A 20,453-nucleotide genomic window follows, 5' to 3' on the forward strand; every position below is an offset into this window, starting at 1 on the left:
CCCCGGGCGCGGCCGGCCCGCCGGGCGCCCGCCAGGGTCAGCGACGCCAGGCCGCGGGTGCCGCCGGTGAGGGCGTGGAGCCGGGCGGAGGACCGGCCCGCGACCCGGGCGAGGCCGACGAGGAGACGGGGTGCACGGGTCATCGGGCGGGCCATCGGGCCTCCCTCCGGTGGTGTCCGCTCATGGGGTTCTCCTCGCGTCCAGGCGGGCCAGGAGGGCGTCCTCCCGGCGGTCGAACTCCGCCTCGTCGATCTCGCCGGCCTCGAAGGCCGCCACGAGTTCGGCGAGTTCCCGCTGGACGACGCCGGGGTCGTAGTACTCCCGCTCCGCCACGTCCACGACCTGCCGCAGCACCCAGGCGGTACCGCGCACGGGCGCGGCCGGCAGCAGGAGGATCTCCTTGAGCAGTCCCATGAGGTCAGTCCGTCTCGACGAAGCTGTACGGGGGCAGCGGCCCCGTCACCTGCTCCTGGAGGTGGGTGTGCTCCTGGTGCAGGTCGCGCACGGCGTCCAGGAACTCCTGCCGCCGTTCGCGCTCCACCAGGAACGACAGGTTCGCCAGCCGGCCGGTGCCCTCGGGGCCGTGCACCATCGCGGCCGCGTACGGGGCGAGGGTCCGCTCGACCAGCTCCGCGTCGGTCCGCTCCCGTTCGGCGACGGCCCGCGCCACCAGCTCGCCGAAGGCCAGCTTGTCCTCGTGACTGCCGCCGCCCGCGGCCTTGTTCGCGGCGTGGCGGGCCCTCAGGTCGGCGTCGTCGGCGAGCACGGCCTGGAGCACGGCCTCCTCGTCGTGGTGCACCTTCACGTTGAACTCGTCCTTGCCGTCGAGCGCCTTCAGCCGCTCCAGGTAGCGGTCGTGGTGCTCCGCCAGGACGGCGGCGACCGTGTCGTCGTCGGGCGACACCCCGCCGAACCGAAGCGGCAGCACCGGGCCGTCCTGGCCGGCCCGGATCACGACGTGCTGGTGCGCGAGCAGGTCGCGGCGCTTGGGCTTGAGTTCGGCGGGCGCGTCGCTGCACAGGGCCACCAGCTCGCCGCTGCGGACGGTCCGCACCGGCCGCGGCGGGTCGCCGATGCCCTCGATGTCGCCCGGGACCGTCCGGTCGGCGGGCGCGATGGCGTAGACGTACGTGCTCATTCCTTCTCCTCCCCGCGGGTCGAGGTGCGCCGGCGCGAGCTGCTGCCGCTCTTCTCCTCCGCCTCGTCACGCGCCTGCGTGAAGGCGTCGGAGATGGTCTGCGCGGCTCCGCTGAGGGCGCCCTTGGTCTTGCTGCGCGCGCCGGACTCGGTGGCCTCGCCGACCAGTTCGGGCAGGCCGGGGTTCTTGCGCGGACCGGCTTCCAGGTCGAGGCGGTTGCACGCCTCGGCGAAGCGCAGATAGGTGTCGACGCTGGCCACGACGACCCGTATGTCGATCTTCAGGATCTCGATGCCGACCAGCGAGACGCGCACGAACGCGTCGATCACCAGGCCACGGTCGAGAACCAGTTCGAGTACGTCGTAGAGGCCGCTGGAGCCGCCTCCGGAGGCGGCCGGAGCGGTCTGGGTGGGAACGACGGTCATGATGCTCGGTCTCCCTCTCGTCTCGGGACGGACGGACGGGTACGGGGCGGGGGCGGGCCGCCGGGCTCAGCGGCGGTCCGCGCGCCCCCGCTCGTACCGGTGGGTGCGCCGGTGGCCGACGAGCTGCCCGTCACGGTCGACGTCGACCTCGTACGACGCGAGCAGGCTCATGGTGTCCGGGACGCGCCTCAGTTCGAGGACCTCCACGGTGAGGTGCCAGCCGCCGTCCTCGCCGCGCGCGCAGGAGCTGACGGACTCCGCCGGCTGGTCGAGCAGCTGCGCGAGCTGCTCCATCGCCGTCCGGCTCACCTGGGCGAGCGGCGGCGGACGTTCGGGCTCGGCGTCGGCCGCCTTGCGGTCGGTGCGGCTGTCCGCCGGGCTGTCCGATGACTGGGCCACGGTGCTCTCCTCTCTCGTGTCTCTCCCGTCATGGGGTGCGTTTCGGGCGAACGCTCCCGATCCGCCTGCCCGCCGCGCGCCACTCCACGCCCGGTCCTTCGGCATTCGCGTCCCGAGACGCACGGGTAGGGTCGGCGGTCGGGGGAAGCCGGGCAGGGTCCGCCCGATCAGGGGAACGGTCCGAGCGCGTCGCACGGGCCGGCCCCGCGGCCGCCGTAGCGTGTGCGAAGTGGAGGCACTGAGATGACCGGTCTGCCCGGCACTTACGAGTCGTACTGGATGGAGTCCGCACCGGGGTCCGCGTACTCCGGCCCGGCCGGTGACCTGGAGGTCGACGTCGCGGTCGTCGGCGCCGGCATCGCCGGCATCTGCGCGGCCTGGGAGCTGGCCCGCGCGGGCCGCCGGGTCGCCCTGCTCGAAGCGGACCGCGTCGCCGCGGGCGTCACCGGCTACACGACCGCGAAGCTCTCGGCCCAGCACGGCGCGGTCTACGCACGGCTGCGGGACTCGCTGGGCGCCGAGAAGGCGGCGCTGTACGCGCGTTCCCAGCTGGAGGCCATCGACCGGGTCGGCCGGGTGGCGGCCGAGCTCGGGATCGACTGCGAGCTGGAGACCGCGCCGAGCCACGTGTACACGCAGCGGCCGGACGCCGTGGACGAGCTGAGGGAGGAAGCGGACGCGGCGCGCGAGGCGGGCCTGCCGGCCTCCTTCGTCACGGAGACCGAGCTGCCGTTCCCGGTCGCCGGCGCTGTGCGGGTGGACGGGCAGGCGCAGTTCCATCCGCGGAAGTACCTCCTGGCGCTCGTCGCCGACCTCGTCGAGCGGGGCGGCATCGTCCGGGAACGCACCCGGGTCGTCTCGCTGGCCGAGGGCGAGCCCTGCCGGCTCACCACCGAGCAGGGCGCCGAGATCGTCGCCCGCGACGTGATCGTGGCCACCCACTACCCCGTCTTCGACCGGGCGCTGCTGTTCTCCCGGCTCGAACCCCGCCGCGAACTCGTCGTCGCGGCGGACCTGCCGGCGGAGCTCGCCCCGCAGGGCACGTACCTCACGCACGAGCAGAGCACCCGCTCCGTGCGCACCGCGCCGTACGGGGACGGGCGGCGGCTGCTGATCGTCACCGGCGAGTCCTTCACCCCGGGAGAAGGCGAGGTGGGCGCGCGCTACGAGCGGCTGGCCGCCTGGACCACGGAGCACTTCCCGCAGGCCCGTATCACCCACCGGTGGGCGGCGCAGGACAACTCGACGACGGACAAGGTGCCGTTCGTCGGCCGCTTCCACCCGGGCGCCCGGCACGTGTACGTGGCGGCCGGGTTCGGCGGCTGGGGCATGAGCAACGGCGTCATGTCCGGGCGTCTGCTGGCGGCCCGCATCGCGGGCGAGGAACTGCCCTGGTCCGCGCTGTACGACCCGGGCCGCTTCCACGTCCGGGAGACGGGGTCCCTGCTGAAGCTTCAGGGCACGGTGGCCAAGCACTTCGTCGGCGACCGGCTCGCCTCCTCCCACGTGGACGGCGTCGAGGACATCCGGCCGGGGACGGGGGCGGTCGTACGGGTCGCCGGACGGCGCTGCGCCGTCTACCGCGACGAGCAGGGCACGCCGCACGCGGTCTCGGCGCGCTGTACCCACCTGGGGTGCCTGGTGCACTTCAACGACGCGGAGCGGGCCTGGGAATGCCCCTGCCACGGTTCGCGGTTCGCCCCCGACGGCAGTGTGCTCCAGGGCCCCGCCGTCCGCCCGCTCGAACCCCGCCCGCTCCCCGGCACCGACGGCGCCGGGGACGACAAGGGCGAGGAGCGCGGCGACGGCTGAGGACGACAAGGGCCGCGAGCACCGGCGAGGGCGGGGACGAGAAGGGCGGCGAGCACCAGCGAGGGCGGGGACGAGAAGGGCGGCCAGCACCGGCGAGGGCGGGGACGAGAAGGGCGGCCAGCACCGGCGAGGGCGGGGACGAGAAGGGCGGCCAGCACCGGCGAGGGCGGGGACGAGAAGGGCGGCGAGGGCGCTCGTCAGCGGACCGCTCCCGTCCCTGACGCCGACGCACGGTCCTCGTCAGTGCGGCGGCGGCAGCGGGTCCAGGGCGTTGCCGACGGTGCAGCCGCCCTCTCCGGGCATCCGCTGGATCCGGGGCGGCGACCACACCTCGGTGGCGCCGGGGCCCACGCGGGCCAGCAGGCAGTCCTGCGGGTCGAAGCCGTTGCCCTGGACCGCGAGGAGCACACCGACCCGGTCGCCGTCCGTCTTCACCTCGGTGCGGATCGCCGGGTCCAGGTCCAGGGCGTCGAGCGTGCGGCGCACCTCGGCCTCGTCCGCGCGGCCGCCCTCCGGCACCCGGGGAAGCCGCGCGCGGAGCTCCTCGTACGGCAGCCGGGGCGGGTCGGGCGGCGGGGCGAACGTCAGCGGAGGGCCGCTCGGGCAGTCCACGTCACGGGGCTCCTCACGCCACTCCGACTTCGGCGAGACGCGCACCGCGAAGCAGCGCCGTACGGTGACCTCGTCGACGTCGAGCCATCCGTTGTACGCCGAGCCGTACGTACGGACGATCACGTCGACGCCGTCCCCGTCGTGGGTCGAGGTGCCCGACAGCCGCAGGACCTCCACGCCGTCGATCTCGGACGCGGAGCGCCCCACCTCCTCCGCCGTGCGCGGACGCTGGCCGTAGAGCCGCTCCCCCGCCTTCCTGGCCACCTCGCGCGCGGCGTCGGTCGCCTCGCCCTCGGAGGACTGCACCACCCCGCAGGCGGCGGTGCACAGCAACAGCGGGGCGAGCAGCAGCAGTCGGCGCATGGCCCCATCCTCAGGAAAACTTCTCCGGGAGGCGAATCCTTTCCGGTGTTCCCCGCCTCTTATGTGCGTCCCGGCCGAACGGGCCGGCCGAACCGGGAGGAAACAGCGATGATCACTGCCCTCGTCGTCGTGGGAGTGCTGCTCGTGGGCGCGTGCGCCTGGCATCTGACGCGGCGCCACCGGAGCCGGGGCTGAGCCGGGCCCGCCCCGTGAAGCCACGTTTCGCCTGGCCGGACGAGCCGCTGATCCGGGCCGCCCAGGACGGCGACCTCACCTCGCTCACCACGGTCGTCCTGGCGTCGCAGCCTCATGTGCGCCGGTTCGCCCGGTCGCTGTGCGCCTCGCCACAGGACGCGGAGGACGCGGCGCAGGAGGCGCTGATCATTCTCTACCGGAAGATCGGCACCTTGCGGGCCACGGGCGCGCTCGCCTCGTGGATGTTCCGGATCGTGCGCAACGAATGTCTCCGGCAGGTGCGGCTGCTCGTCTCGCGGAGCGACGACGAGCAGCCGGCCGGGCCCGGAGCGGACACGGCCGCGGAACCGTCCGCCGAGGACGCGGTGCTGCGCCGGCTGGAGGCCGAGCGGATCGCGGCCGCGGTCGCCGCCCTGCCGCGCGACCAGCGGCAGGTGCTGGTCATGCGGGACGTACAGGGCCTGCCCGGCCGCGCCGTCGCCCGTGCGCTCGGGCTGAGCGACGCGGCGATGAAGTCACGGCTGCACCGGGCACGCGCGGCACTGCGCCACGCGCTGGCCGCCGGCCGCCCCGTCGAAGGAGACCCACGACCGTGAAGCCCGTGAACCCCGTGAACCCCGTGAAGCCCGAGAAGACAGTGAAGGCTCTGGAGGCCGTGGAGGCCGTGGAGGCCGAGAAGACAGTGATGGCCGTGGAGGCCGTGGAGGCCGTGCGGCCCGCACCGGCCACGAGACCGGCCGGCTTCGCGAGCGCGTCCGTCCCGCGCCATCTGGCGCGTGGCGCCGTCGGCTTCGGACTGATCGTCGGCGCGGTCGCGCTGGTGCCCGTCGCCGGGCTGGCCGCCCTGCTGGCGGCCGTACCGGCCCTGATCGCCTTCCGGGGCTGCCCCACCTGCTGGCTGGTCGGCCTGGCGCAGACCGTCTCGCGCGGCCGTCTGGAGCGGCGGTGCGCGGACGGCGTCTGCGGCCTTGCCGCGGCCGCCCCGCGTCAGGGGGAGGTCGTGGAGACCACGTAGACGCGGGGGAAGGCCGGGTCGGTGAGGTTGACCGTGATGTCGCTGGTGGGGCGGGGCTTCTCCCGGGTGACGGTGGTGCCGGACCAGTCGTGGTCGGGGCGGAAGTCCCAGCCGACGATGCCCGCGTCGCGGCTGCCGATGGTGACGTCGCCGGGGGTGAGGGCGGCGCGGCTGGTGCCGCTGTCGTGGAGGTAGGCGTCGAGGCCGGCGGCGGTGGTCGTGAACTGGACGTAGAGCCGGCTGGTCTTCCAGTTGCTGGTCTCGTAGTAGGCCACGTGCCAGGCGTCGGAGGGGATCGGGATCTCGTAGATCCGGCGCTTCATCAGGGAGGGCCGGTTGTCCTGGAGGCCGACGACGGAGGACTCGCGCTCCTTGTCGCGACCGCTGGCGCGGCTCTGGCCGGCGGAGATCACCAGATAGCCGGCCGGGATGCCGACGAGGAGCACGATGATGATGGCGGTGAGCCAGCGGCGGCGCAGCATGTGCCGCCGGTCCTCGGGCAGCTTGCCGTCCGGGCGGGTGGGGGGCGACGTCGGGTGGGTCACGGTCATCAGTGCGGGTCCTGGGTGGTGCGGGCGTTCCGGTCGGCGGCGGCAGCGGCGGCGCGCAGGGCCTGCGCGTAGCGGCCGTACCGCTCGTAACGCTCGACGCGGCGCCGGTTGGCGCGCCGGAAGCGGCGGGCGACGAGCCGGGAGAGGTCGGCGGCGCCGACCATGCCGGCCTCGGGGCCGAGCTGGGCGCGGGCGATACGGGCCTCGGGGCGGTAGCCGCGGCCGGTGAGGTGGCGGCGGAAGGCGTCCCTCGCGGGGCCGATCAGCAGGTCGTCGGCGGCGGAGACGCCGCCGCCGATGACGAAGCAGGAGGGATCGAGGGCGGCGGCGAGGTTGGCGAGGCCGACGCCGAGCCACTGGCCGATGTCCTGGAGCAGCTCGACGCACATGGCGTCGCCCTCGCGGGCGAGCTCGGTGATGAGCGGGCCGGTGATGTCGGGGACGCTGCCCTTGACCCGGTCGATGATGTTGTACGCGACCGGGGAGTCGGCGGCGGCGAGCTCGCGGGCCTCGCGGACGAGGGCGTTGCCGGAGCTGTACTGCTCCCAGCAGCCGCGGTTGCCGCAGGGGCAGCGGTGGCCGCCGGGGACCACCTGCATATGGCCGAACTCGCCGGCGACGCCGTACTTGCCGCGCTTGACCTGGCCGTCCTCCAGGATGGCGCCGCCGATGCCGGTGCCGAGCGTGATCATGACGAGGTGGTCCTCGCCGCGGCCGGCGCCGAAGCGCCACTCGGCCCAGGCGGCGGTGTTGGCGTCGTTGTCCACCATGACGGGGACGGCGAGCCGGTCCTGGAGGGCGTCGCGCAGGGGCTCGTTGCGCCAGGCGAGGTGCGGGGCGAAGAGCACCCGGGCCCGGTCCGCGTCGACCCAGCCGGCCGCGCCGATGCCGACGGCGTGCACGTCGTGGCGGTCGGAGAGGTCCAGGACGAGTTCCACGATGGTGTCCTCGACGACCTTGGGGCTCTTGGACTTGTCGGGGGTCTCGGTGCGGACCTTCTCCAGGATGTTCCCGTCCGCGTCGACGACGCCGGCCATCACCTTCGTACCGCCGATGTCGATGCCGACGGTCGGCACCCGGGGCGCCGTCAAGTGCGAGCGCCGCTCCCGGGGACCGATGGTCCGCAGGACCGTACCCCGGGCGGAGCCTCGGCCGGTCAGGTCACGGTAGGTACTCATCGGCTCGATTCTGCCAGGTGGGAGGTGAGAGGGGCGTCACGAAGCGGAAGGACGTTCCAGTTCGTGGCGCAGGTCTTCGAGCTCGCTGCCGCCGGCCATCTGCCGGGTCAACTCGTCCAGGGTGATGGAGCCCTTCGTATGGCTGCCCGCCATGACACCGCGCTTGAGCAGCAAGAAACGATCACCGACGAGGTAGGCGTGGTGCGGGTTGTGGGTGATGAGGACCACGCCGAGGCCCTGGTCACGTGCTGCCGCCACATACTTCAGGACCATCCCGGACTGCTTCACGCCGAGTGCGGCGGTCGGCTCGTCCAGGACGAGGACCTTGGCGCCGAAGTGGACGGCGCGGGCGATCGCCACGCACTGGCGCTCGCCGCCGGAGAGGGTGCCGATGGGCTGGTCGACGTCGCGCAGGTCGATGCCCATCCGGAGCAGGGCCTCACGGGTGGTGGTCCGCATCAGCTCGACGTCGAGCCGCTTGAAGGGGCCCTTGCCCCGGGTCGGCTCGGAGCCGAGGAAGAAGTTGCGCCACACCGGCATCAGGGGGACGACGGCGAGGTCCTGGTAGACGGTGGCGATGCCGCGGTCCAGTGCGTCGCGCGGGTTGGCGAGGGTGACCTCCTCGCCCTCGATGCGGAAGGTGCCGCCGTCGTGCCGGTGCAGACCGGCGACGATCTTGATGAGGGTGGACTTGCCGGCGCCGTTGTCGCCGAGGACGCAGGAGATCTCCCCCGCGCCGACCTCCAGGGACACCCCTTCGAGGGCCCGGATGTTGCCGTAGTACTTGCTGACGGCGTCGAGCTCGACCAGGGGCGCGGCGGTCTTGGTGGTCGTGGTCACTTGGCGGCCTCCACGCGCTTGCGGATCCAGGCGTTCAGCAGGGTGGCCAGGAGGAGCATCGCCCCCAGGAAGAACTTGAACCAGTCGGGGTTCCACTCCGCGTAGACGATGCCCTTGCCGGTCATGCCGAAGATGAAGGCGCCGACCGCGGAGCCGATGGCGGAGCCGTATCCGCCGGTGATCAGACAGCCCCCGATGACGGCCGCGATGATGTAGATCAGCTCGTTCCCGACGCCCTCGCCGGACTGGACGACGTCGAAGGAGAGCAGCAGGTGCTGGCCGGAGATCCAGGCGCAGAACGCCACGCCCATGTAGAGGCCGATCTTGGTCCGGTGGACCGGGACGCCGACCGCGCGGGCGGCGTCGGCGCCGCCGCCGACGGCGAAGATCCAGTTGCCGAAGCGGGTCCGCAGCAGGATCCAGGTGGCGGCGGCGACCAGGACGAGCCACCACAGGATGGTGACCTTGAGCTCCACGCCGCCCACCGTCCAGGTGGAGGCGAACAGCGCGCGGGCGGAGGGGAAGCCCTCCATGTCGGCGATCGACTTGGTGGAGACGGTGCCGCTGATGAGTTTGGTGAAGCCGAGGTTCAGGCCGGTCAGCATGAGGAAGGTGCCGAGGGTGATGATGAAGCTCGGCAGCTTGGTGCGGGTCAGCATGAAGCCGTTGAACGCGCCGATGGCGAGCGTGACGAGCAGCGAGACGCCGACGCCCACCCAGACGTTCGCGGTCATCTGGTAGCTGAACATCGAGGAGATCAGCGCCGAGGTGGTGACCAGGACGCCGGCGGACAGGTCGAACTCGCCGCCGATCATCAGCAGGGCGACCGGCACGGCCATGATGCCGATGGTGGACGCCGCGTAGAGGACCGTGCCGAGGCTGGAGGCGCGCAGGAAGCTGTCGGCGACCACGGAGAAGAAGACGAAGACGGCGATCGCGCCGACGACCGAGCCGAGCTCGGGCCGGGCGAGCAGCTTCTTCAGCGGCGAGGTGCGCAGCAGGCGTTCGTCGACGTGGTCGAGCCCGTCGGAGGGCGGGGCGGCGGCGCTCATCGGGTGCCCCGCTCGGTGTAGCCCTTCAGCGCGCCGGCCTGGTCCTTGGTGATGATCTGGGGTCCGGTCAGGACGGGCTTGCCGCCGCCGAGGACGTCGGCGTTGTAGCGGTAGAGCCAGAGCAGGTCGACGGCCTGGTAGCCCTGGAGATAGGGCTGCTGGTCGACGGCGAAGCCGAGGGTGCCGGCCTCCAGGGCGGTGGCGACCTTGGCGTTGAGGTCGAAGGTGTCGATCTCCGCCTTGCTGCCGGCGGTCTTCTTCGCCTGGACGGCGGCGTCGGCGAAGGGCGCGCCGAGGGTGACGACGGCGTCGATCGACGGGTCGGACTGGAGCTTGGCGAGGACGGAGGCCTGGACGTCGGGCATGTTGGTGCCGTCGACGTAGAGGTTCTGCAGGTCGCCGCCGAAGGTCTTCTTCGCTCCGGCGCAGCGCTGCTCGTGGCCCACGTTGCCCTGCTCGTGCAGGACGCACAGGGCCTTCTTGCGGCCCCGCCGGTCGAGCTCCTCGCCGACGGCCTCGCCGGCGACGGTCTCGTCCTGGCCGATGTGGGTGAGGGCGCCGAAGGCCTTGGACTGCTCGGCGCCGGAGTTCACGGTGATCACCGGGATGCCGGCCTTGACGGCCTTCTCGACGGCCGTCTTCATCGCGTCGGGCTTGGCGAGGGTGACGATGAGGCCGTCGACCTTCTTCGCCACGTACGAGTCGATCAGCTGGGCCTGCGCCTGTGCCTCGTCGCTGTGGGCGTAGAGGAAGTTGATGTTGTCCTTCACGGCGGCCTGTTTGGCGCCGTTCTGGACGATGTCCCAGAAGGTGTCGCCGTCGCCCGAGTGGGTGACCATGGCGAAGGTCCAGCGAGGGGTGTCCACGGCCGCCCTGCCCTGGGCCGCGGCCGCCTTGCGGGCGTCCTCCGCGCGCTTGCCGCCGGTGCTGCTGCATCCCGCGAGCGCGGCGGTCAGCGCCACCGCGAGCACGGCGCCGACCGCCGCGCGTACCCCTCCAACAGGAACCCTGGTCACGAGGTCGTGCCCTCCTTTGTGTCCTTCTGCGTGCATTGCAGTATCGGTCATGGGGGTCGCGCCGATCTTCAGCGGGTCCTGCGTCACCTCCGGCGCGGCGGGCGGGCCGACGCGTCGGAGCGTAGCCCTGGGGGCTGGCGGCGGGAAGGTGACCGTGGCGGGGTGGTGGGGCGCGGCGGTTACGGTGGGCGGGTGATCGGGCTCGATGCCGTGGAGCGCGGCTTCCTGAACTTCCGGGGGCACGCCTTCGCCGAGCGGGGCGCGCACGCCTACCGCTGGGTGGACACGAAGGTCTTCCGCTGCCCGGCCGGGGAGCCGGACGAGGCGCTCCTCGCCGCTCTGGTCGCGCACCCGTGGTTCCGCGACGACTACGCCGGCGGCGACGTCGACCCGGACGGCACCCGGCACGGGCCGTATCGCCTCGACGCGGTGACGGCCGGGGCGTACCGGCCGGTGGAGGCGGAGGAGGCGCGGCGGGTGCTGCGCGACTGGGCGGACGAGCACGGCCCGGTGCCGGCGTCCTTGGAGGCTGAGCTGGCGGCGGTGTTCGCGGTGGTCGCGTCCGCCGACCGGTGCTACCGGCTGGCCGACCTGGGCGACGGCGCACTGCACGACTGGGGCGGGGTGCACTGCCAGTTCCACGAGTTCGTCGCCGTGGACCGCGGGCGGGCGCGGCTCACGCTGCTGGTCGCCGCCGACGACTGAAGCGGGGCGCCGGGGCCGTGGGCCAGTCTGCCGGGCGTTCCTTGACACCCGATCCGTTCCGCACCACCTTGGGCCCATGCGGATCGGACTGGTCGGGACGGGGCGGATCGGCGGCTTCCACGCGGGGGTGCTCGCCCGGCACCCGGAGGTGGAGGGGCTGGTGCTCGCCGATGCCGACGGAGAGCGGGCCGCGCGGGTGGCGGGCGCGCTGGGGGCCGAGGCGGCGCCGACGGTCGAGGCGCTGTTCGTGCACCACGCGCTGGACGCGGTGGTGATCGCGTCCGCGACGGCCGCGCACGCGGAGCTGATCGGGCGGGCCGCCGCGGCGGGGTTGCCGGCGTTCTGCGAGAAGCCGATCGCGCTCGACGTACCGGGGACGCTGGCCGCGCTCGACGCGGTCGCGGCGGCCGGCACCGAACTGCAGCTGGGATTCATGCGGCGCTTCGACGCCGGGTACCGGGCGGCGCGGGAAGCCGTCGGATCGGGCCGGCTCGGGCGGCTGCACACCGTACGGGCGGTGACCTCGGACCCGGCGCCGCCGCCCGCCTCGTACCTGCCGCTGTCGGGCGGGCTGTTCCGGGACTGCCTGGTGCACGACTTCGACATCGTGCGCTGGGTGACGGGCAGGGAGGTGGTGGAGGTGTACGCCACCGGGTCGGACGCGGGGCCCTCGATGTTCCGCGCGGCCGGGGACGTGGACACGGCCGCCGCGCTGCTGACCCTCGACGACGGCACGCTGGTCACGGCGACCGCGACCCGCTGCAACGGCGCCGGGTACGACGTACGGATGGAGCTGGCCGGGGAGCGGGCGCAGCTGGCCGTCGGCATGGACGAGCGCACGCCGCTGGAGTCGGTCGAGCCGCAGGGCCCACCGCCGCCCGCCAAGCCCTGGACCGGTTTCCTGGAGCGGTTCGCCCCGGCGTACGAGGCGGAGCTCGACGCCTTCGTCGGCCTGGTGCGCGGGGAGCGCGACAACCCCTGCGACGGGCGCGAGGCGCTCGCCGCCCTGCGGATCGCGGAGGCCTGCGAGCGCTCACGCCGCGAGCGGCGCCCGGTACGGCTCGACGAGGTCCCGGGCCAGGTCGGGCTCAGAGGCCGGTGACCTGTCTGGTGGTCGTCCGCTGAAGTCGCGGCGGCCAACCAGACGGTGAGGCCTGGGGTGATGTCGTCGATACTCGTCGCTGTGATGACCTCGTGCGCCGACAGACCGGCACCCTCACGGCAGCAGCCTCCGTCCTACAGCGGCGGTAACTTCCGGACTCCTGCAGCCCGTTCCTGAAACCCGCCCCATCAGGGGCCTGCCGTCAGGGCAGGGCCCCTCGCCGCCCCGCCCTGACCTCGGCAAGGACCACGACCCGTGTTTACCGCGATCTTCCAAGACCACTTCCGATACCTGGCGCTCTGCGTGTTCGCCGCCCTTGTGCTGGGTGGTGCGGCGTGGTGGCTCGCGCGCCGGCTGGGCAACCCGTACGGCGTGGCGTGGGCGGGGCTGGTCGGCGCCGTCGCCGGCGTTCTCGGGGTCACCTTCATGGGGGCCGGCCCGGCCGAGGGCACGTGCGTCGTCAACCACGATTTCGGCCAGCCGTTCCAGACCGTCCAAGGGCTGTGGAACCTCGCGATGATGGTCCCCCTCGGTCTGTTCGCCGCACTGGCCGTCCGCCGGCCGCTGCCCGTGCTCGTCGGCGTGATCACCCTGCCCTTGGCCATCGAGTTCACCCAGGCCACCGTCAACGGCCTCGGGCGGGTGTGCGACAGCGCGGACGCCGAGATGAACATCCTCGGCGGTCTGCTCGGCGTCGCCGCCGGTGCCCTGATCCTCTCCCTCCGGCATCGGCCGCTCGACTGGCGTGCGAGGTCGACGCCGTCACTGATCACGGCCGCTGTGATCCTCGTGCTGGGTGCGGGCGTGGCGCGTCCGGCGGTCAGCTTCACCCACGTCGACGGCACGGGCCTCTCCGCCGCGAGCACCGACCAGCGCGAAGCCGTGCAGCGGGCCGTGGAAGAGGCGTTCGGGGACCGGTACGAACTGGCACACGTCCAGGACCAGCCGTGCGTCGGCGCACCCTGCACGAACGTCATCTTCATCCTGCTCAGCCGCGACAGGAAGCACCCCCAGGTCTACGGCCACGGCACCCTGTCCTGGCCGGACGGCAAGCACCTCAACGTGCTGCTGCAAGACGGCGACCGGCCCACCGTCATGGGATACCCCGTCCCGGGCGCCAAGGCGCCCACCGACGAGGAGAGCGCCTTCCGAATAGCCGAGTCCTACATGCACGAGCGCTACCCCTGGGCCAAGCACGCCGTCACCCACAAGACGCACCCGGTGGGGGCGAGAGCCGAGCTGGGGTGGGTGACCAGCTGGCAGTGGCTCGACGGCGACGTGCTGATGCCGAGGATGCTCGACGTCGAGGTAAGCAGGACGGGCACCGTCTCACAGGTGGATGTGACCCTCGGGCCCACCGACCTCGACCTGGAGAAGCCGAAACTGAACGCGGCGCAGGCCGAGAAGGCCGTGAGGGAGGCGATGGCCGCACGGTCCCGGGCCCGGGGACACGACGCCCCCGCCGGCTTCCAGGTCAAGGCGGTCACCCTCAAGGCCCATGAACGGCAGGGAAAGTGGCGGGCGGAGTGGCTCGTGAACGTGAGCCTGGGCGCCGAAGGACAGCCGAGCGACCCCGCGGGAACGTCGGCATCCGACATGTGGCGGGTGGATGCCGTGACCGGGCAGACGTACGACGGCGTCGACACCGCGGTGGAAACCGGCTGAACGCGGCGGGTCGACGCCCCCGGCGCGTCGGCGTCGACTGTCCGCCCCCCGACTTCAGCCGCCGGCCGGCATCACCGTGCCCTGGGCCACCGCGCACAGCGTCTCGGCCCCCTCGGCGTCCACGGTCAGCAGGTCGCAGCGGACGACGGCCTGCCGCCGTCCCGCGTGGACGACGGACGCGCGGGCGCGCAGGACGGCTCCGACCGCCGGGCGGAGGTACTGGATGGTGAAGCCGCCGGTCAGGACGGCAGGGCCGAGGGCCGCGCCGCCGGCGAAGGTGAGGGCGTTGTCGGCGGCGTAGGAGAGGACTCCGCCGTGCAGGAAGCCGTTCTGCTGCTGGAGTTCCTCCCGGATGTCCAGCTCCAGGGTGGCGGCACCGTCGCCGAAGGCGGTGATCCGGGCGCCGAGGAGGCGGCTGAAGGGCTGGCTGTCGAGGACCTTCTGGGCGAGGGAGAGGGAGAGGGCGGGGTCGGGATCGGGGCCCGGGGCGGGGGCGGACGCGGGGTCGAGGTGGTCCGTCGCGGGGCTGGTGGGGTTCACGGGGTTCATTGGGCTCACAGGGTTCACGGGGTTCATGGGGTTCACGGGGCTCCTAGCGGCTCACCAGATCACGGGAAGGCGGCGGGTGCCGCGGATCAGCAGACCGGGCAGCCACTCCAACGGACCGGCGGTGGGGTCGAGTTCCAGCCGGGGGAAACGTTCCAGGAGCGACCGGATGGCGATCTTGCCCTCCAGGCGGGCGAGCGGGGCGCCCAGGCAGTAGTGGATGCCGTGACCGAAGGCGAGGTGGCCGCGCGGGTCGCGCCGGATGTCGAAGCGGTCGGGGCCGGGGAAACGGCCCGGGTCGCGGGCGCCCGCGGCGAGTCCGACGAGCACGACGGAACCGGCCGGGATGACGGCGCCGCCCACGGTGACGTCCTCGGTGGCGAAGCGGTACGTGGCGGCCTCGACCGGGCCGTCGTAGCGCAGCCCCTCCTCGATCGCGCCGTCGATGAGGTCGAAGTCGGCGCGGAGCGCGGCGAGTTGATCGGGGTGGTCGAGCAGCGCGCGGACCGTGTTGGCGATCAGATTGACCGTGGTCTCATGGCCGGCGATCAGCAACAGATAGACCAGGGCGCGCAGTTCGGGCAGGGAGAGCCGGTCGCCGTCCTCGGCGCGGGTGGCGATGAGGGCGGACAGCAGGTCGTCGGCGGGGCCGGCGGCCCGCTTGTCCTCGATGAGTCCGTCGAGGTAGCCGCCGAAGCCCTCGACGGCTTCCCGCTCGGTGATGGCGCCGGTCGGGGCGACGAGCTCGTTCGACCAGGCCCGGAAGGAGTCCCGGTCGGCGGCGGGGACGCCGAGGAGTTCGCAGATGACGGTGATGGGCAGCGGGAAGGCGAAGGCGTCGACGAGGTCGGCGCGGCCGGCCGGCGCCATCGCGTCGAGGAGTTCGTCGGTGAGTTCCTGGACGCGCGGGCGCAGGGCCTCGACCCGGCGGCCGGTGAACTCGCCGGCGACGAGTCCGCGGAGCCGGGTGTGGTCGGGCGGGTCGACACCGAGCAGGTTGGGGCCGATGACCTCGACCTCCAGCGGGACGAAGTCGACGACGGCGGAGGGGTTCTTGACGAACCGCTGGTCGGCGAGGGCGGCGCGGGCCTCCTCGTACCCGACGATCAGCCAGGCCGGGATGCCCTCGGGCGTGAGGATCTCGTGGACGGGTCCGGACTGGCGGAGCTTCGCGTAGTACGGGTACGGGTCGGCGGTGAAGTCCGGGCCGTACGCCCCCAGGTCGATGACGGACATCGCTCCAGGCTAGGCGCGGCCGTCCTGGTCGGGGAGGTCGAGGAGGCCCGCGTCGTGAACGAGCAGCGCGATCTGGACACGGTTGTTGAGGCCGAGTTTGGCCAGAATCCGCGAGACGTGGGTCTTGACGGTCGGGACGCTCATGTAGAGCCGCGCGGCGATCTCGGCGTTGGTGCTGCCCTGTCCGACGGCGAGCGCGACCTCGCGCTCGCGTTCGGCGAGCAGGGCGAGGCGTGCGGTGGCGGCGGCGCGGCGGGGAGGTTCGTACGGCGGGACGGAGGGACCGCCGGAGGCGGAGGGGCCGCCGGGGCCGCCGGAGGCGGAGGGACCGCCGGGGCCGCCGGGGTCAGCGGGACCACCGGCGCCAGCGGGACCACCCGCGCCACCGGGGGTAGAAAGGCCGCCGGAGGCGGAGGGGCCGCCGGGGTCAGCGGGACCACCGGCGCCAGCGGGACCACCGGCGCCACCGGGGGTAGAAAGGCCGCCGGAGGCGGAGGGACCACCGGGGCCGCCGGAGCCGGACCGCCCGACGGGCCCGGCAGCTCCGGACGGTCCGGCGGACCGGGACGGTCCGGTGGATCCGGCGACATGGGCCATCAGCTGGCGGGTGACGGCCGGCGAGAGGACGGGGTCACCGGCGGCGACCCGGCGTACGGCCGCGACGATCTCGGCGGGTGGGGTGTCCTTCAGGACGAATCCCGCCGCCCCTGCCCGCAGGGCCCGCAGGACCTGTTCGTCGGCGTGGAAGGTGGTGAGGACGACGACCTCGGGGGCGCCGGGCCGGGAGCGCAGCTCCTCGGTGGCGGTGAGGCCGTCGACGTACGGCATGCGGATGTCCATGAGGACGACGTCGGGGGCGTGGCGCTCGACGAGGGCGGGGACGTCGGCGCCGTCGGCGCCCTCGCCGACGATCTCGATGTCCTCGGCGCCGCCGAGCATCAGAGCGAGGCCCGCGCGGACCAGGGGGTCGTCGTCGACGACGATCAGCCGGATGGTCATGCGGGCCACGGTAGCCAGGCGTGCACGGCGAAGCCGCCGTCGGGGGTGGGGCCGTGCCCGAGCCGGCCCCCGGCGAGGGTGGCGCGTTCGGTGAGTCCGATGAGGCCCTGGCCGGAGCCGGGCACGGGCGGCACGGGCCCGACGGGGGCGGCGTTGCGGACGTCGACGGTCAGGCCCTCGCCGGGGCGGCCGCGCAGGGTGACGGTGACCTCGGCGCCGGGGGCGTGCTTGCGGGCGTTGGTGAGGGCTTCCTGGACGATCCGGTAGACGGTGCGGCCGGTGGCGGCGGGGGCGGTACCGGGGTCGGTGACCTCGGAGTCCAGCGTGATCCGCATCCCGGCCTCGCGGACCTCGGCGACGAGTCCGTCCAGGCTGGCGAGGGTGGGCTGGGGCCGTTCGGCGGCGCCGCCCTTGTCCTCGTCGGGGGCGCGCAGCACGCCGATGATCTCCCGCAGGTCCTGGAGGGCCTCGTGGGCGCTCTCGCGGATCACGCCCGCGGCGCGGGCGATCTGCTCGGGCGGGGCGTCGGGGCGGAACTCCAGGGCGCCGGCGTGCACGCTGAGCAGGGTGAGCCGGTGGGCGAGCACGTCGTGCATCTCGCGGGCGATGGCCTCGCGGGCCAGGCGCTGCGCCTGTTCGACCCGTAGCTCCGCCTCGGCCTCGGCGCGCAGGGCCCGGTCGCGCAGCGCCTCGACGAGCCGGCGGCGGGAGCGGACGAGCATGCCCCAGGCTGTGACGAGGAGGATCAGGACGATGCCGAGCACGGCGTTGAGGACGATGTTGATCTCGGGGTCGGGGCGGACGAAGACCTGGACGGTCGAGGAGGTCATGGCGACGGCGCCGATCCAGGCGACCTCGCGGAAGGGGCGGCGTACGGCGACGCTGAACAGGCTCGCGAGGAAGGCCCCGCCGGCGGTCGGCGCGACGACGCCGACCGCCGACAGGGCGAGGGCGAGCCCGACGGGCCACCGTCGGCGCAGCCAGAGGGCGCAGCAGGCGAGGCCGCCGAGGATCTGGTCGGCGAGGGCGACGGCCTCGCTGCTGTGCTGGGCGCTGGTCTCGGCGGCGAGCAGCCCGACGAACGCGGCGAGCAGGAACAGCGTGGTGTCCACGACCCAGTCCCGCACCGTCCGCCGCGTCCGCCGTCCCTCCGCCCCACCGGGCCCGCCGGGTCCGCCGGCGCGGGCGGCCTCGACCAGGTGGGAGGGGAGCAGCCAGGTGCGTGTCATGACGGCAATGTACGCAGGTGGGGGCCGGGAGGCGGGGGTGGAGCGACCGGTCGATACCAAAGTCGCGAGAGGGGCGACTTCTGTCGTACGAACGTCGTACGCGAGCCCCGCGAAACGGATACCGACGGCCGACGCGGGGCGGGCCGCGCATGGATCATGATCGGGGCATGAAGAGGTTTCTCGAAGTCGTGGGCTTCCTGGTGATGATCTTCGGCATCGCCGGAGTGATCCGCGAACTGACCGACGGCTGGTTCAAACTGCTCGGCATGACCCGCTTCCTGACGGAGAACGTCGGGTTCCTCCAGGGCCACGAGGTCTTCGCGAACATCGTGATAGCCGCCCTGGGCGTGGCGATCCTGGTGATATCGGACCGGGTGCCACGCCGCTGACCGGGCCGCCGGGCGTCAGTCCCACTGCTGGTCGGCGAGGGAGGTGACGGGCTGGGGCTTGCCGATGACGGCGAGGGCGATGAAGAAGTTGATCTGGCCGATGGCGATGGTGAGGGTCGCCAGCGCCTTCTCGTCGTAGTGCCGGGCCACCTCGGCGTACAGCTCGTCGGTGACGCGCTCGCGGCCGTGCGGGGCGGGCTGGAGGGTGGCCTCGACGAGGGCGAGGGCGGCGCGCTCGGCGTCGGTGAAGTAGGGGGCGTCCTGCCAGGAGGCGACCGCGGTGATGCGCTCCTCGCTCTCGCCGGCCTTGCGCAGGAAGCTGGTGTTGAGGACGGTCAGGTAGGTGTTGCGGACGATCTGCCCGGCGCGCAGGTGGATCAGGTTGATGGTCGTCCGGGGCACGGACTGGTTGCCGGTGGCCCGGAACAGGGCCGCGCTGACGTCCTTCACCTCCGGCACGAACTCGGCGGGGTCGGGCATGCGGGAGAGGGAGGCGGTGGTGTTCGTCATGGCTGTTCTCGCTTTCGTTCGGGCCCCTTGCGGCGGGGCCTCTCCGGCGTCTTCACAGCACTGACGGACCCGCGCGCGACGATGTGACGGGATCCGGGAAGTTTTTTCTCCGGATGTTTTCCGGGGCCCGGATCCGCACCGCGGGATCGCCCGCTATGCCTCCGTCCGGTCCTCGTCGAGGTCGGCGAGGAGCGGCGCCAGGCGGTCGGTGAGGGCGCCGCGGGTGTGGACCATCGCGCCGGCGACGGCGAAGGGGACGGAGGTGGCGAGGAGGCCGAGGAGTTCGGGCCAGTCGCGGGACTCGTAACAGTCCTCGTCGTGGTGGTACTCGTCGGCGAGCAGCGTGCCGCAGCCGTTGCCCGCGGCCGTCTCGTACGGGGTGAGGAGCAGCACCGCGCACCACACCCACAGCAGCGCGGCGACGGTCAGCAGGCCGAGCCCCCAGCCCTGGGTACGGACGGCGCGTGCGCGGAGCGTTTCGACGGGCGAGGGGACGGGACGGGGGTGGCGCGGGTGGCGTGTGGTCATGACCGGAGAACCTACCCGGCGTCCCGGTCGGCGGCCCGGCGGCCCCAACTGGTGCCCGCGAGCACCAGGACGGCGCCCGCGAGGCCGAGCGGGCCGAGGCGGTCGCCGGCCAGGGCGATACCCGCGGCGGCGGCCCACAGGGGCTCGGTGCCGAGCAGCAGGCTGACCCGGGACGGGGAGGTGCGGCGCACCGCCCACATCTGCACGAAGAAGGCGAAGAGGGTGCAGAAGACGGAGAGGAAGAGGAGTCCGGCCCATTCGCGCGGCCCGAAGTCGAGCGCGACCGCCCAGGGCGAGGCCCCGGTGCCGGGCGCGGCGGCCAGCAGAGCGAAGACGACGACGGCGGCGCCGAGTTGGACGGTGGTGAGGGAGAGCGAGTCGGCGCCGTGCACGGCCTTGATCCGGGACATCGCGAGGACGTGCACGGTCCGCGCGAGGGCGGCGAGCAGCATCAGCAGGTCGCCGAGCGACGGCGCGGTGAAGCCTGCGCCCTGGGTCAGCAGGATCACGCCCGTCACGGAGAGCGCCGCGGCGGCGAGGAAGGCACGGGGCGGCCGGACGCCGGTCACGGCGGCCTCGGCGAGCGGGGTGAAGATCATGGTGAGGCTGATGATCAGACCCGCGTTGGTGGCGGAGGTCTGGACGACACCGTAGGTCTCCAGGAGGAAGATCCCGGCGAGGATCAGCCCGAGCAGGCCCGCCCCGCGCCACTGTGCGGCGTCCAGCGCCCGCAGCCTGCGCCATCCGGCGGCCACGAGCACCGGCAGCACGACGGCGAACCGCAGGACGAGCACGGCGAGCACGGTGTGAGTGGTGGTGATGCCCTTGGCGGCGAGGTAGCTGGCGCCCCAGACCACCGCGACGAGGAGGACGGGCAGATCGGTGAGCCAGGCCCGGCGCGGGGCGCCGAGGGGCAGGGGTGCGGCAAGCGAGGACATGAGGGCGAGG

At 73.3% G+C, this 20,453-nt stretch carries 23 protein-coding genes and 2 pseudogenes; 7 read left to right on the forward strand and 18 right to left on the reverse strand.

What is annotated here, in order from left to right; all coding sequences use genetic code 11:
* Positions 1-180: 180 nt before the first annotated feature.
* The 4 genes from ABTZ91_RS26190 to ABTZ91_RS26205 all read right to left on the reverse strand — a co-directional run bounded on the left by ABTZ91_RS26190 (position 181) and on the right by ABTZ91_RS26205 (position 1,962).
* A complete protein-coding gene (locus ABTZ91_RS26190) occupies positions 181-414 on the reverse strand; it encodes a gas vesicle protein GvpG (protein ID WP_352079694.1) in 234 nt (77 codons plus the stop codon).
* Between the two features lie 4 nt (positions 415-418).
* Positions 419-1,138 (reverse strand): GvpL/GvpF family gas vesicle protein, encoded by a 720-nt coding sequence (locus ABTZ91_RS26195; RefSeq protein ID WP_352079695.1) that lies wholly within the window; start codon positions 1,136-1,138, stop codon positions 419-421.
* Positions 1,135-1,563 (reverse strand): gas vesicle structural protein GvpA, encoded by a 429-nt coding sequence (locus ABTZ91_RS26200; RefSeq protein WP_352079696.1) that lies wholly within the window; start codon positions 1,561-1,563, stop codon positions 1,135-1,137. The genes ABTZ91_RS26195 and ABTZ91_RS26200 overlap by 4 nt, the downstream gene beginning before the upstream one ends.
* A gap of 66 nt (positions 1,564-1,629) precedes the next feature.
* Complete coding sequence (locus ABTZ91_RS26205) at positions 1,630-1,962, reverse strand: gas vesicle protein (protein WP_352079697.1); 333 nt, start codon at positions 1,960-1,962, stop codon at positions 1,630-1,632.
* 243 nt (positions 1,963-2,205) lie between these two features.
* Between ABTZ91_RS26205 and ABTZ91_RS26210 the strand changes: the two genes are divergently transcribed.
* On the forward strand, positions 2,206-3,774 hold the full coding sequence (locus ABTZ91_RS26210; RefSeq protein ID WP_352079698.1) for an FAD-dependent oxidoreductase: 1,569 nt from the start codon (positions 2,206-2,208) through the stop codon (positions 3,772-3,774).
* A 240-nt stretch (positions 3,775-4,014) separates the two neighbouring features.
* Here ABTZ91_RS26210 and ABTZ91_RS26215 read toward each other — a convergent pair whose 3' ends face one another.
* Complete coding sequence (locus ABTZ91_RS26215; protein ID WP_352079699.1) at positions 4,015-4,749, reverse strand: translation initiation factor IF-2; 735 nt, start codon at positions 4,747-4,749, stop codon at positions 4,015-4,017.
* 209 nt (positions 4,750-4,958) lie between these two features.
* On the opposite strand from ABTZ91_RS26215, the gene ABTZ91_RS26220 reads away from it, so the two are divergent.
* Together ABTZ91_RS26220 and ABTZ91_RS26225 are read left to right on the forward strand one after the other, a co-directional pair.
* Positions 4,959-5,540 carry an RNA polymerase sigma factor gene (locus tag ABTZ91_RS26220; RefSeq protein ID WP_352079786.1) on the forward strand — a complete coding sequence of 194 codons (582 nt, stop codon included), beginning with the start codon at positions 4,959-4,961 and terminating at the stop codon, positions 5,538-5,540.
* Between the two features lie 89 nt (positions 5,541-5,629).
* Complete coding sequence (locus ABTZ91_RS26225; protein ID WP_352079787.1) at positions 5,630-5,959, forward strand: hypothetical protein; 330 nt, start codon at positions 5,630-5,632, stop codon at positions 5,957-5,959.
* On the opposite strand, the gene ABTZ91_RS26230 is transcribed toward ABTZ91_RS26225, so the two are convergent.
* Genes ABTZ91_RS26230 through ABTZ91_RS26250 form a run of 5 tightly spaced genes read right to left on the reverse strand, consistent with a single transcriptional unit; the run spans position 5,932 to position 10,596 of the window.
* Positions 5,932-6,510: a hypothetical protein gene (locus ABTZ91_RS26230; RefSeq protein ID WP_352079700.1), complete on the reverse strand. Its 579-nt coding sequence runs from the start codon at positions 6,508-6,510 to the stop codon at positions 5,932-5,934. The genes ABTZ91_RS26225 and ABTZ91_RS26230 overlap by 28 nt on opposite strands.
* Positions 6,510-7,688, reverse strand: coding sequence for an ROK family glucokinase (locus ABTZ91_RS26235; protein ID WP_352079701.1), 1,179 nt, complete (start codon positions 7,686-7,688; stop codon positions 6,510-6,512). The genes ABTZ91_RS26230 and ABTZ91_RS26235 overlap by 1 nt, the downstream gene beginning before the upstream one ends.
* 36 nt (positions 7,689-7,724) lie before the next feature.
* Positions 7,725-8,558, reverse strand: coding sequence for an ATP-binding cassette domain-containing protein (locus ABTZ91_RS26240; protein ID WP_352079788.1), 834 nt, complete (start codon positions 8,556-8,558; stop codon positions 7,725-7,727).
* Positions 8,525-9,580 carry an ABC transporter permease gene (locus tag ABTZ91_RS26245; protein WP_352079702.1) on the reverse strand — a complete coding sequence of 352 codons (1,056 nt, stop codon included), beginning with the start codon at positions 9,578-9,580 and terminating at the stop codon, positions 8,525-8,527. The genes ABTZ91_RS26240 and ABTZ91_RS26245 overlap by 34 nt, the downstream gene beginning before the upstream one ends.
* Positions 9,577-10,596 (reverse strand): sugar ABC transporter substrate-binding protein, encoded by a 1,020-nt coding sequence (locus ABTZ91_RS26250; protein WP_352079703.1) that lies wholly within the window; start codon positions 10,594-10,596, stop codon positions 9,577-9,579. The genes ABTZ91_RS26245 and ABTZ91_RS26250 overlap by 4 nt, the downstream gene beginning before the upstream one ends.
* Positions 10,597-10,788: 192 nt before the next feature.
* Between ABTZ91_RS26250 and ABTZ91_RS26255 the strand changes: the two genes are divergently transcribed.
* The 3 genes from ABTZ91_RS26255 (at position 10,789) to ABTZ91_RS26265 (ending at position 14,068) form a co-directional block, all read left to right on the forward strand.
* Positions 10,789-11,301: a hypothetical protein gene (locus ABTZ91_RS26255; protein WP_352079704.1), complete on the forward strand. Its 513-nt coding sequence runs from the start codon at positions 10,789-10,791 to the stop codon at positions 11,299-11,301.
* Positions 11,302-11,377: 76 nt separating this feature from the next.
* Entirely contained in the window at positions 11,378-12,403 is a 1,026-nt protein-coding gene (locus tag ABTZ91_RS26260) for a Gfo/Idh/MocA family oxidoreductase (protein WP_352079705.1), read from the forward strand.
* A gap of 255 nt (positions 12,404-12,658) precedes the next feature.
* Positions 12,659-14,068 (forward strand): VanZ family protein, encoded by a 1,410-nt coding sequence (locus ABTZ91_RS26265; protein ID WP_352079706.1) that lies wholly within the window; start codon positions 12,659-12,661, stop codon positions 14,066-14,068.
* Positions 14,069-14,122: 54 nt separating this feature from the next.
* Here the strand turns inward: ABTZ91_RS26265 and ABTZ91_RS26270 are convergent, their stop codons facing one another.
* The 5 genes and pseudogenes from ABTZ91_RS26270 to ABTZ91_RS26290 all read right to left on the reverse strand — a co-directional run bounded on the left by ABTZ91_RS26270 (position 14,123) and on the right by ABTZ91_RS26290 (position 18,078).
* Positions 14,123-14,608 carry a PaaI family thioesterase gene (locus tag ABTZ91_RS26270; RefSeq protein WP_352079707.1) on the reverse strand — a complete coding sequence of 162 codons (486 nt, stop codon included), beginning with the start codon at positions 14,606-14,608 and terminating at the stop codon, positions 14,123-14,125.
* Between the two features lie 60 nt (positions 14,609-14,668).
* Positions 14,669-15,850 carry a cytochrome P450 gene (locus ABTZ91_RS26275; protein WP_352079708.1) on the reverse strand — a complete coding sequence of 394 codons (1,182 nt, stop codon included), beginning with the start codon at positions 15,848-15,850 and terminating at the stop codon, positions 14,669-14,671.
* A 9-nt stretch (positions 15,851-15,859) separates the two neighbouring features.
* Positions 15,860-16,105 (reverse strand): annotated as a pseudogene (locus ABTZ91_RS26280) (response regulator transcription factor); the annotation flags it as partial.
* A 300-nt stretch (positions 16,106-16,405) separates the two neighbouring features.
* Positions 16,406-16,849, reverse strand: a pseudogene (locus ABTZ91_RS26285) (response regulator transcription factor); the annotation flags it as partial.
* The gene (locus tag ABTZ91_RS26290; RefSeq protein ID WP_352079709.1) at positions 16,846-18,078 is read right to left on the reverse strand and encodes a histidine kinase; all 1,233 of its coding nucleotides are present in this window, start codon (positions 18,076-18,078) and stop codon (positions 16,846-16,848) included. The pseudogene ABTZ91_RS26285 and the gene ABTZ91_RS26290, both read right to left, overlap by 4 nt.
* Positions 18,079-18,245: 167 nt before the next feature.
* Between ABTZ91_RS26290 and ABTZ91_RS26295 the strand changes: the two genes are divergently transcribed.
* Positions 18,246-18,467, forward strand: a complete 222-nt coding sequence (locus tag ABTZ91_RS26295; RefSeq protein WP_352079710.1) for a hypothetical protein — start codon at positions 18,246-18,248, stop codon at positions 18,465-18,467.
* 15 nt (positions 18,468-18,482) lie between these two features.
* On the opposite strand, the gene ABTZ91_RS26300 is transcribed toward ABTZ91_RS26295, so the two are convergent.
* The 3 genes from ABTZ91_RS26300 to ABTZ91_RS26310 all read right to left on the reverse strand — a co-directional run bounded on the left by ABTZ91_RS26300 (position 18,483) and on the right by ABTZ91_RS26310 (position 20,443).
* A complete protein-coding gene (locus tag ABTZ91_RS26300) occupies positions 18,483-18,977 on the reverse strand; it encodes a carboxymuconolactone decarboxylase family protein (RefSeq protein WP_352079711.1) in 495 nt (164 codons plus the stop codon).
* Between the two features lie 153 nt (positions 18,978-19,130).
* Positions 19,131-19,505, reverse strand: a complete 375-nt coding sequence (locus tag ABTZ91_RS26305) for a hypothetical protein (protein WP_352079712.1) — start codon at positions 19,503-19,505, stop codon at positions 19,131-19,133.
* A gap of 11 nt (positions 19,506-19,516) precedes the next feature.
* Positions 19,517-20,443, reverse strand: a complete 927-nt coding sequence (locus tag ABTZ91_RS26310) for a DMT family transporter (protein ID WP_352079713.1) — start codon at positions 20,441-20,443, stop codon at positions 19,517-19,519.
* Positions 20,444-20,453 lie beyond the last annotated feature (10 nt).

This window comes from Streptomyces sp. NPDC126499, assembly GCF_040302485.1.
Lineage (GTDB): Bacteria > Actinomycetota > Actinomycetes > Streptomycetales > Streptomycetaceae > Streptomyces.

Excerpts from the sequence above, each read along its gene's own strand:
- ABTZ91_RS26190 (WP_352079694.1), bottom strand. The coding sequence starts at position 414 with ATGGGACTGCTCAAGGAGATCCTCCTGCTGCCGGCCGCGCCCGTGCGC.
- ABTZ91_RS26195 (WP_352079695.1), bottom strand. The coding sequence starts at position 1,138 with ATGAGCACGTACGTCTACGCCATCGCGCCCGCCGACCGGACGGTCCCG.
- ABTZ91_RS26200 (WP_352079696.1), bottom strand. The coding sequence starts at position 1,563 with ATGACCGTCGTTCCCACCCAGACCGCTCCGGCCGCCTCCGGAGGCGGC.
- ABTZ91_RS26210 (WP_352079698.1), top strand. The coding sequence starts at position 2,206 with ATGACCGGTCTGCCCGGCACTTACGAGTCGTACTGGATGGAGTCCGCA.
- ABTZ91_RS26215 (WP_352079699.1), bottom strand. The coding sequence starts at position 4,749 with ATGCGCCGACTGCTGCTGCTCGCCCCGCTGTTGCTGTGCACCGCCGCC.
- ABTZ91_RS26225 (WP_352079787.1), top strand. The coding sequence starts at position 5,630 with ATGGCCGTGGAGGCCGTGGAGGCCGTGCGGCCCGCACCGGCCACGAGA.
- ABTZ91_RS26230 (WP_352079700.1), bottom strand. The coding sequence starts at position 6,510 with ATGACCGTGACCCACCCGACGTCGCCCCCCACCCGCCCGGACGGCAAG.
- ABTZ91_RS26235 (WP_352079701.1), bottom strand. The coding sequence starts at position 7,688 with ATGAGTACCTACCGTGACCTGACCGGCCGAGGCTCCGCCCGGGGTACG.
- ABTZ91_RS26245 (WP_352079702.1), bottom strand. The coding sequence starts at position 9,580 with ATGAGCGCCGCCGCCCCGCCCTCCGACGGGCTCGACCACGTCGACGAA.
- ABTZ91_RS26260 (WP_352079705.1), top strand. The coding sequence starts at position 11,378 with ATGCGGATCGGACTGGTCGGGACGGGGCGGATCGGCGGCTTCCACGCG.
- ABTZ91_RS26275 (WP_352079708.1), bottom strand. The coding sequence starts at position 15,850 with ATGTCCGTCATCGACCTGGGGGCGTACGGCCCGGACTTCACCGCCGAC.
- ABTZ91_RS26290 (WP_352079709.1), bottom strand. The coding sequence starts at position 18,078 with ATGACACGCACCTGGCTGCTCCCCTCCCACCTGGTCGAGGCCGCCCGC.
- ABTZ91_RS26295 (WP_352079710.1), top strand. The coding sequence starts at position 18,246 with ATGAAGAGGTTTCTCGAAGTCGTGGGCTTCCTGGTGATGATCTTCGGC.
- ABTZ91_RS26300 (WP_352079711.1), bottom strand. The coding sequence starts at position 18,977 with ATGACGAACACCACCGCCTCCCTCTCCCGCATGCCCGACCCCGCCGAG.
- ABTZ91_RS26305 (WP_352079712.1), bottom strand. The coding sequence starts at position 19,505 with ATGACCACACGCCACCCGCGCCACCCCCGTCCCGTCCCCTCGCCCGTC.
- ABTZ91_RS26310 (WP_352079713.1), bottom strand. The coding sequence starts at position 20,443 with ATGTCCTCGCTTGCCGCACCCCTGCCCCTCGGCGCCCCGCGCCGGGCC.